Origin of the sequence: Actibacterium sp., from assembly GCF_041584535.1 — a bacterium.
Taxonomy (GTDB): domain Bacteria; phylum Pseudomonadota; class Alphaproteobacteria; order Rhodobacterales; family Rhodobacteraceae; genus Actibacterium_D.
Genome location: NZ_JBFHDW010000086.1, coordinates 1 through 9,091 on the forward strand (window position 1 = coordinate 1; position 9,091 = coordinate 9,091).

General features: G+C 62.4%; 6 protein-coding genes, 1 tRNA gene and 2 pseudogenes. 4 read left to right on the forward strand and 5 right to left on the reverse strand.

The genetic code is table 11. From position 1 onward, the window contains the following. Positions 1–402: pseudogene (locus tag ABYW26_RS06145) on the reverse strand (carbamoyl phosphate synthase large subunit); the annotation flags it as partial. A gap of 217 nt (positions 403–619) precedes the next feature. Here ABYW26_RS06145 and ABYW26_RS06150 point away from each other — a divergent pair. Both ABYW26_RS06150 and ABYW26_RS06155 read left to right on the forward strand, forming a co-directional pair. Next, positions 620–1,753 carry an aminodeoxychorismate synthase component I gene (locus ABYW26_RS06150; RefSeq protein WP_372603911.1) on the forward strand — a complete coding sequence of 378 codons (1,134 nt, stop codon included), beginning with the start codon at positions 620–622 and terminating at the stop codon, positions 1,751–1,753. Further along, on the forward strand, positions 1,714–2,355 hold the full coding sequence (locus ABYW26_RS06155; RefSeq protein ID WP_372603912.1) for an aminotransferase class IV family protein: 642 nt from the start codon (positions 1,714–1,716) through the stop codon (positions 2,353–2,355). The genes ABYW26_RS06150 and ABYW26_RS06155 overlap by 40 nt, the downstream gene beginning before the upstream one ends. Here the strand turns inward: ABYW26_RS06155 and ABYW26_RS06160 are convergent. Continuing rightward, a complete protein-coding gene (locus tag ABYW26_RS06160; protein ID WP_372603913.1) occupies positions 2,340–3,539 on the reverse strand; it encodes a class I SAM-dependent methyltransferase in 1,200 nt (399 codons plus the stop codon). The genes ABYW26_RS06155 and ABYW26_RS06160 overlap by 16 nt on opposite strands. Before the next feature lie 258 nt (positions 3,540–3,797). On the opposite strand from ABYW26_RS06160, the gene aspS reads away from it, so the two are divergent. Beyond that, positions 3,798–5,576: an aspartate--tRNA ligase gene (gene aspS / locus ABYW26_RS06165; RefSeq protein ID WP_372603914.1), complete on the forward strand. Its 1,779-nt coding sequence runs from the start codon at positions 3,798–3,800 to the stop codon at positions 5,574–5,576. Positions 5,577–5,708: 132 nt separating this feature from the next. Here the strand turns inward: aspS and ABYW26_RS06170 are convergent. After that, positions 5,709–5,785 (reverse strand) — tRNA-Met (locus ABYW26_RS06170). Positions 5,786–5,941: 156 nt separating this feature from the next. Continuing rightward, positions 5,942–7,435, reverse strand: coding sequence for an Ig-like domain-containing protein (locus ABYW26_RS06175; RefSeq protein ID WP_372603915.1), 1,494 nt, complete (start codon positions 7,433–7,435; stop codon positions 5,942–5,944). Positions 7,436–7,644: 209 nt separating this feature from the next. Between ABYW26_RS06175 and ABYW26_RS06180 the strand changes: the two genes are divergently transcribed. Continuing rightward, a complete protein-coding gene (locus tag ABYW26_RS06180; RefSeq protein WP_372603916.1) occupies positions 7,645–8,811 on the forward strand; it encodes a nucleotide sugar dehydrogenase in 1,167 nt (388 codons plus the stop codon). On the opposite strand, the pseudogene ABYW26_RS06185 reads toward ABYW26_RS06180, so the two are convergent. Beyond that, a pseudogene (locus ABYW26_RS06185) lies at positions 8,803–9,091 on the reverse strand (phosphomannomutase); the annotation flags it as partial. The gene ABYW26_RS06180 and the pseudogene ABYW26_RS06185 overlap by 9 nt on opposite strands.

Consider the following 9,091-nt stretch of genomic DNA (forward strand, 5'->3'; position numbering starts at 1 on the left):
CTCGCGGAACAGCTTGCGGTCCTCGGCCATCTCGATGGCCTCGCGGTTGGCGCCGATCAGCTCGACACCGAATTTATCCAGAACGCCCATATCGGCCAGCGCAAGGCTGGTGTTCAGACCGGTCTGGCCGCCCATCGTCGGCAACAGCGCGTCGGGGCGTTCCTTTTCGATGATTCTGGCAACGACCTCGGGGGTGATCGGCTCGATATAAGTGGCGTCGGCCATGTCCGGGTCGGTCATGATCGTCGCCGGGTTCGAGTTGACCAGAATGACGCGATAGCCTTCTTCGCGCAGGGCTTTACAGGCCTGAGCGCCGGAATAATCGAACTCGCACGCTTGGCCGATAATGATGGGCCCCGCGCCGATAATCATGATGGAGCTGATATCGGTTCTTTTCGGCATGGCCCGTCCCCCGGAATGGCAAAATCTTGGGGGTTATAGCCAAGCGCGAAACAGGTGCAAGCCCTGCGGACCCGGATCGGCCAGATTTTCAGGCAAACCTAGCGTCTTGGGACCATCCCGCGTGGCAGGGTTGCCCTGAACGCATGGCTGGGGGGGTCACGCATTGTGCCGACCGGGGGCATTGCGTATGCCCCAAAGGGTGTAAGGGATGGTCGGCATGCTAGGCGGGACAGTGCTTTTTGATCACGGGCCGGATGAGGGCGGCGGGCTGTTTGCACGGCCCAGCGCGGTTATTCGCGCGTCCGATGCCGACGAGGTGCCACAGGCGCTGGCCGCGATGCAGGCGGCGCAGGATGCGGGCTATTGGCTGGCCGGGATGGCGTCGTATGAGCTGGGCTATGTGGTCTCGCCGAAATTGCGCCCGCTTCTGCCGCCGGGGCGCGACGTTCCGCTGATCGAATTCGGAGTGTTCGACAGACCCAGGCCCGAGGCGGGGTTTCTGGCCGGGCTGCGCCCCGATGCGGTGACGCTAAGCGCGCCGGTGCCACGGGTTGCGCACGCTGACTATGCCGCGGCCTTTGCGCGGCTGCATTCCTATATCGGCGCGGGCGATGTCTATCAGGCGAACCTGACCTTTCCGATGGATGCCCGGTGCTCGGGCGATCCGCGCGCGCTGTATCTGGCCCTGCGCGCGGCTCAGCCCGTGCCCTATGGCGCCTATCACGATCTGGGCGGCCCGGTGATCCTGTCGCGCTCGCCCGAACTGTTTTTTTCGATCAGCGACGGTGTGATTGAAACCCGTCCGATGAAAGGCACTCAGCCGCGCGGTGCGACCCCAGAACAGGATGCGGCGGCGGTGGCCTTTTTACAGGCGGACGAAAAGAACCGGGCCGAGAACCTGATGATTGTCGATTTGCTGCGCAACGATGTCAGCCGCCTGTGCCGCCCCGGCTCGGTCCGTGTGCAGGATCTGTTTGCCGTGGAAACCTATGCAACCGTGCATCAGATGACCTCGCTGGTGCGCGGCGCGCTGGATGGGCCGGTTCCGCTGGCGGATCTGTTCGCGGCGCTGTTTCCCTGCGGGTCGGTTACGGGTGCGCCCAAAATCCGCGCCATGCAGATCATCCGCGAACTGGAACCCGACCCGCGCGGGGCCTATTGCGGCGCGCTGGGCTGGATTGCTCCGACCGGCGACATGCGATTTAACGTGGCGATCCGCACGCTGACCCTGTTTGGCGACCGGGTGCGGTTGAATGTAGGAGGCGGCGTGGTGTGGGACAGCACCGCCGCAAGCGAATACGAGGAAGCCCTGTGGAAAGCCCGCTACGCGACATTGCCCCTCATGGCCTGACCCTGTTCGAAACCCTGCGGTTCGAGCCGCGTCTGGGACCGGTCCGCGGCGCGCTGCATCTGGCGCGGATGGCGCGCGGCGCGGCGGCGCTGGGATGGGTCTTCGACGCCCAGCGGGCGGCCGAGATGTTGGAACAAGCCGGGGACGACGCGCCGCTGCGTTTGCGTCTGGAGTTGACGGCGCAAGGGGATCTGGGCCTGACCACGTCCCCCTATCTGGTCCAGACCGGACCATGGCGCGTCGGGCTGGCCGAGGCGCGGATCAAGGCGGGCGATCCGTGGCGTGCGATCAAGACCAGCAACCGCGCCGTCTATGACCAGACCCGCGCGGCCCTGCCCGACACTATGGACGAAGTTCTGGTCCTGAACGAACGCGGCACCATCGCCGAAGGCACCATCACCAATGTGTTCGTCCAACGTGGCGCGCATCTGGTGACGCCGCCGCTTGCTGACGGCTGCCTGCCCGGCGTGTTGCGTGAAACCCTTTTGGCTGACGGCACCGCAGCAGAAGGCGCGCTGACCCCCTCGGATCTGCGTGCGGCGGGTCTGTTTTTTGTCGGCAATTCGCTGCGCGGGCTGATCCCGGCCTATTTCGTCGAATAAAGATACTCGCGGGTCAGCGGCACCGCGTCCTGCCGGCGGGTCAGTTGCAACTGGAACACCACCTGACTGTGGTGGCGAAAGGTCATCTCGCTGGCGACCAGATAATAGCGCCACATCCGGCAGAACCGTTCGTCATAAAGCGCGGCGGCCTTGGCTTCGTTCACGACAAACCGGTCGTGCCAATGCTTCAGGGTCTCGGCGTAATGTTGGCGCCAGACCTCGATATCGGTGGCGACAAGGCGTTCTTTCTCGACCGCTTGCATGGTTTCGGACAGGGCAGGCACATAGCCGCCGGGAAAGATGTATTTCATCACCCATGGGCTGGTGGCGCCGGGCGGGTCCGAGCGGCCGATCGTATGGATCAGCGCCACGCCATCCTCGGCCAGCAGGCTGCGCACATGGTTGAAATATTCGCGGTAATGCGGCACGCCGACATGTTCGAACATGCCGACCGACACGATCCTGTCAAAGCGTTCTGTCAGGGCGCGGTAATCGCTCAGGCGAAAGTCCACCCGGTCGGCCAGCCCGGCGTCGCGGGCGCGGGCGGTGGCGATCTTGTGCTGTTCGGTGCTCAGCGTCACCCCCACCACCTGCGCGCCATAATCGCGCGCCAGCGTCAGGCCCATCCCGCCCCAGCCACAGCCGATATCCAGCACCCGCATGCCCGGCTGGATCAGCAATTTGCGGGCGATGTGGTGCTTTTTCTGCTCTTGCGCCTGTTCCAGCGTGTCGTCGGGTGTGCGGAAATAGGCGCAGGAATATTGCTTATCCGGGTCCAGAAACAGGTCATACAGCTGGGCCGACAGGTCATAGTGATGGGCGACGTTTTCCTGTGCGCGGCCGACCGGGTTGTATTGCCGCGCCCGCCGCACCAGACGCCGCAACATGCCGTTCAGGGTGATCGCCCAATGGCTGTTGCCCGCGCCGCGATTGCGCAGCATCAGCGCCATGAACCCGCGCAGATCATCGCCCTCAATCGTCAGCGTGCCGTTCATATAGCCTTCGCCGACCGCCAGATCGGGGTTGGTCAGGATCAGCCGGGGCAGGGCGGGGTCATGCAGGGTGACGGCCACGCGGTCAGGATCGGGGCCATAGGTGCGCAGCTGTCCGTCGGGATAGCGCACACTCAGCCCGCCGACTCCGATCAGCTTGGTTAACATGCCGTCCAGCATGCGATTCCACATAGCTGCACCTCGCGTCCGATCCTTCGGTCGAGCGGCGGCTCATAGATGTTCCGCCCAAGCCTATTGTGGCACACGCGACCGTTTCAGGTTCCGTCCGCGGATGTTTGCGAAAACAGTGCGCCCTGTCCAGAGGCGCCGTAGCGGCCGATTGCAGCAGTTTGATGCGGTTTTAGGCGCATTCCGGACGGGCTTCCCTTGACTTTGCCGCCCAAGGCAGGTGTATCGGCGCGACACCGATATTACCCAAAGGGACGACCCATGCACGCCTTTCGCAGCCACACCTGCGCCGAACTGAACAAATCTCACGTTGGTCAGACCGTCCGCCTGTCGGGCTGGGTGCACCGCGTGCGCGACCACGGCGGCATCCTGTTCATCGACCTGCGCGACCATTACGGCGTGACGCAGGTGCTGGCCGATCCCGACAGCCCGGCCTTTGCCGATGTCGAGAAAGTGCGCAGCGAATGGTGTATCCGCATTGATGGCGAGGTAAAGGCCCGCGACGAAAGCCTGATCAATCCCAAGCTGCCCACCGGCGAAGTCGAAGTCTTTGTTCGCAGCCTTGAAGTGCTGGGCGCCGCCGAGGAACTGCCGCTGATGGTGTTCGGCGATCAGGAATATCCCGAGGAAACCCGCCTGCGCTATCGCTATCTGGACCTGCGCCGCGAGGCGATGCAGAACAACATGAAGCTGCGCTCGGATGTGGTGGCCAGCATGCGCCGCCGGATGTGGGACAGCGGCTTCCGCGAATTCCAGACCCCGATCATCACCGCCAGCAGCCCCGAAGGCGCGCGCGATTTTCTGGTGCCGTCGCGTCTGCATCCGGGCAAGTTCTATGCGCTGCCGCAGGCGCCGCAGCAGTTCAAACAGCTGATCATGGTCTCGGGCTTTGACAAGTATTTCCAGATCGCGCCCTGCTTCCGCGACGAAGACCCGCGGGCCGACCGCTCGCCCACCGATTTCTACCAGCTTGACCTTGAGATGTCCTTTGTCGAACAGCAGGACGTGTTCGACACGATCCAGCCGGTGATCGAAGGCGTTTTCGAGGAATTCGGCGGCGGTCACACCGTCGATAAGCACTGGCCGCAGATTTCCTACAAGGACTCGGCGTTGTGGTATGGCACCGACAAGCCCGACCTGCGCAACCCGATCAAGATGCAGGTCGTGTCCGAACATTTCGCCGGCTCGGGCTTTGCGATCTTCGCCAAGCTGCTTGAACAGGACGGCACCGAAATCCGCGCCATTCCGGCGCCGGGTGGCGGCAGCCGCAAATTCTGTGACCGCATGAACGCCTTTGCCCAGAAAGAGGGTCTGCCCGGCATGGGCTACATCTTCTGGCGCGACGGTGAAAACGGTCTGGAAGCCGCCGGTCCGTTGGCCAAGAACATCGGCCCCGAACGGACCGAGGCCATCCGCCAGCAGCTGAAACTGGGCAAGGGCGACGCCGCCTTCTTCCTTGGCGGCAAACCCGCCGCATTTGAATCGGTCGCAGGCCGCGCCCGCGTCACCATCGGCAACGAGCTGGGCCTGACCGAACAGAACCGCTTTGCCTTTGCATGGATCGTCGATTTCCCGATGTATGAGAAAGACGACGAAACCGGCCGCGTCGATTTCAGCCACAACCCGTTCTCGATGCCGCAAGGCGGGATGGCGGCGCTGGATGGCGACCCGCTTGAGGTGCTGGGCTATCAGTATGACCTTGCCTGTAACGGGTATGAGCTGGTCTCGGGCGCGATCCGGAACCACAAGCCCGAGATCATGTTCAAGGCGTTCGAACTGGCCGGTTATCCGGCGGATGAGGTCAACAAGCGCTTTGGCGGCATGGTCAACGCGTTCAAATTCGGCGCCCCGCCGCACGGCGGTTGCGCCGCCGGGATCGACCGTATCGTGATGCTGCTGGCGGACGAGGCCAACATCCGCGAAGTCATCATGTTCCCGATGAACCAGCGCGCCGAAGACCTGATGATGGGCGCCCCGTCGGAGCCGATGAACGAACAACTGCGCGAACTGTCGCTGCGGGTGATCCCTCAGGACAAGTAACCGCACCCGCGGAAACGAATGACACGGCGCCAGGGCACACCGCCCCGGCGCCGTTTTTCGTTGTGCGGGACCGCGCAGGCGCCACAACCGGACAGGCCGCGAGCGTGTAATTTTCGGATATCGGGGGGGATTTGGTAGCGGAGGAGGGACTTGAACCCCCGACACGCGGATTATGATTCCGCTGCTCTAACCAACTGAGCTACTCCGCCACAGGCGAGGGGCTGATTAGGCCGTGCGCGCCGGGGCGTCAAGTGGGAAATTCGGATTTTCGCCGAAGGTTTTCCCGTCGCGCGAATGCCTTGGCTGAAAACCAATCAGGCCCGCCGTTGCGGGCGGGCCTGATCCGGTTGGTAAGGCGTGTTGGCTTAGATAAAGACCGTCAGATCGTCCATCACGAATTGATTGTCGCCGCCACCGGTGCTGTGGAACACCACCTGATCGACCGAGTCGAACAGCGCGTCGTCGAATTCGATAAAGGTCGGGCCATCGTTGTTCAGCACGATGTCCTGACGGCCCAGAAAGACGCCATCGTCATAGGCATAGACCCAGACGGTCAGCTCTTCTTTCCACGCCGAGGTCATATAGGCGCTTTCCAGATCGAAGTCGTCGCCGGTCAGGATGGTGTTCCAGCCAAACCCGTTGAATGCGACCTGCTCGCCCGATGTCGTGCCCAGCTCATACGCGCCACCGCCGAACGTGGCCGAATCCATCACATACCAGCTGCCGCTCCAGTTCAGGCCGAAATAGCTGCCGCTGAACGAAACGAAGGCGCCGTTGAAGTCGAAAGATTCAAAGTCGATCAGGGTGGTGGGGCTGCTGTCGGTCACGCCATCGATCGTGATATCGACCGTGGCTGTGCTGGTGCCGCCATGACCGTCCGAGACCGTGTAGGTAAAGCTGTCAGCGGCGGTCTCGCCGTCGTTCAGGGCCTCGAAGGCGCCGTTCGGGTTATAGGTGATGGTGCCATCGCCATTATCGGTGACGCTGCCGTTCAGGCCGGTGAAATCAAAGCTGTCGATGCTCAGAATATCGCTGCTGTCCGGGTCAGTGTCATTGGCCAGCAGGTCGATGATGATGCCGGGACCGTCCTCGGACACCTGACCGGTGTCGTCACTGGCGGTCGGAGCGTCGTTGACGCCGGTGATGGTCAGATCCTGAGTGATCGTCGTCGTGCCGCCCTGACCGTCCGAGACCACGATCTCGATGGTTTCAACGGTGGATTCCGTGACCGCCAGATAGTCATAAGCGCCGTTCGGGTCGAACGAGACGCTGAACTGCGCGCCGGTGCCGGTGCCCGGGGTCAGAACCGTGCTGCCCGGCGCAAGGGTGATCGTGCCGCCACCGGTGACGCTAACGCTGAGAACCTCCCGCGTGCCGCCGTCGAAATCATAGGCATCGACGGTAAAGTCTTTTGCCGTGTCCTCGTCCGTGGTTTGCGCGTCCAGTTGCACCAGCGGCCCGTTGTTCGAGCCATCCAGCATCAGGGTGAAATCATCGAATTGCAGGGCTTCGAAATGCTTCAGCTCGTCCTGGCCTTCATTGCCATCGGCCGTGTTCAGGTCAGTGACGAACAGGCTGCCGCCATTGCCCCAGCCCCACTGGAAATCAAGGATCGAGCCATTAAACACCGCGGTGTCGAACCCGTCGTTGCCGAACATGACGTCGTCGCCTTCGCCACCCTCGACGATGTCGTCGCCGTCTCCGGCATTGATCCGGTCATAGAAGGCGCTGCCGATCAGAGTGTCGTTGCCGTCGCCGCCGTTGATACGGTTGCTTCCCTCGACTGCCGACAGATCAATTGCACTGTCGCCGTCGCCTCCATTCACCGGTTTGTTGTCGGTTTTGCCTTTTCCCGCCATGTCGGTCCGCCCTGTCTGAATACTCGAATACAAAAAGTTACGCACTGACGCATTGCGCCATGTCCTAGGGTTAACATTTATTAACGACATCGCAATGAAATTTGCCGCAACAGTCTGTTCAGCTTGTCGCAGGGACGGTCCTTGCCAGTTTGTCGTGCGACGCCTAGGTATTGTCGGGCGCGAACCTATTGGAATATCGGAGAGTAGGCATGAAAATTGCGGTTGCCGGGATCGGCTATGTCGGGTTGTCGAACGCCGTGCTTCTGGCGCAGCATAACGAGGTCGTGGCGCTGGATGTCACGCCCGCGCGCGTCGCGATGGTAAACAACCGTCAAAGCCCGATCGTCGACCCCGAGCTGGAAGAATTCCTTGCCGAAAAGCCGCTGAACCTGCGGGCGACGATGGATCCGGCCGATGCCTATACCGGCGCCGATTTCGTCATCGTCTCGACCCCGACCAATTACGACCCGCGCACCAACCGCTTTGACACCTCCAGCGTCGAGGCAGTGATCAACGATGTGCTGCGGCTGAACCCCGAGGCGGTGATCGTGGTCAAATCGACGATCCCGGTCGGGTTCGTCAACCGGGTGCGGGCGCAGACCGGCCATGACAACGTGATTTTCTCGCCCGAGTTCCTGCGCGAAGGCCGGGCTTTGTATGACAACCTTTATCCCTCGCGCATCGTGGTCGGCGAACAGTCCGAGCGCGCCGCGACCTTTGCCGGGCTGTTGCAGCAAGCCGCGCTGAAGCCCGATGTGCCGGTGCTGTTCACCGACCCGTCCGAGGCCGAGGCGATCAAGCTGTTCTCGAACACCTATCTTGCGATGCGGGTGGCCTATTTCAACGAAATGGACACCTATGCGCAGGTCAACGGCCTGAGCGCGCGCCAGATCATTCAGGGCGTCGGGTTGGACCCCCGGATCGGCACCCATTACAACAACCCGTCTTTTGGCTATGGCGGTTATTGCCTGCCCAAGGACACCAAGCAGTTGCTGGCGAATTACGACCATGTGCCGCAAACCCTGATCCGGGCGATCGTCGATGCCAACACCACCCGCAAGGATTTCGTCGCCGACAGCATTCTGGCCCGCGGGCCGCGCATGGTCGGCGTTTATCGCCTGACGATGAAGGCCGGGTCGGACAATTTCCGCCAAAGCTCGATTCAGGGGATCATGAAGCGGATCAAGGCCAAGGGCGTGCCGGTCATCGTGTACGAGCCCAATCTGGACGAGACGGATTTCTTCAACTCGCCGGTGGTCAATGATCTGGAAACCTTCAAGGCGCAGGCCGATGTGATCATCGCTAACCGCGCCGCGCCTGAATTGCAGGATGTGGCCGACAAGATCTATACCCGCGACCTGTTCGGCTCAGACTGACAACATCGCCGAGAGGATCCGCAGGTGATGCGCCACAAGGGGGGCATCGCCGCGCGCTTCGATATTCAGCCGCAACAGCGGCTCGGTGTTCGATGCGCGCAGGTTCAGCCGCCAGTCGGCAAATTCCATCGACAGACCGTCCAGATGGTCGATCTGCCGGGCCTTGGGGCCATAGGCGGCCAGAACCGTCTCGATCCGGGCAGGCAGGTCGGCGACGCGAAAGTTGATCTCGCCGGACGAGGGAAACTCCCGCCGCATCTCGCCGGTCAGCGCCGACAGC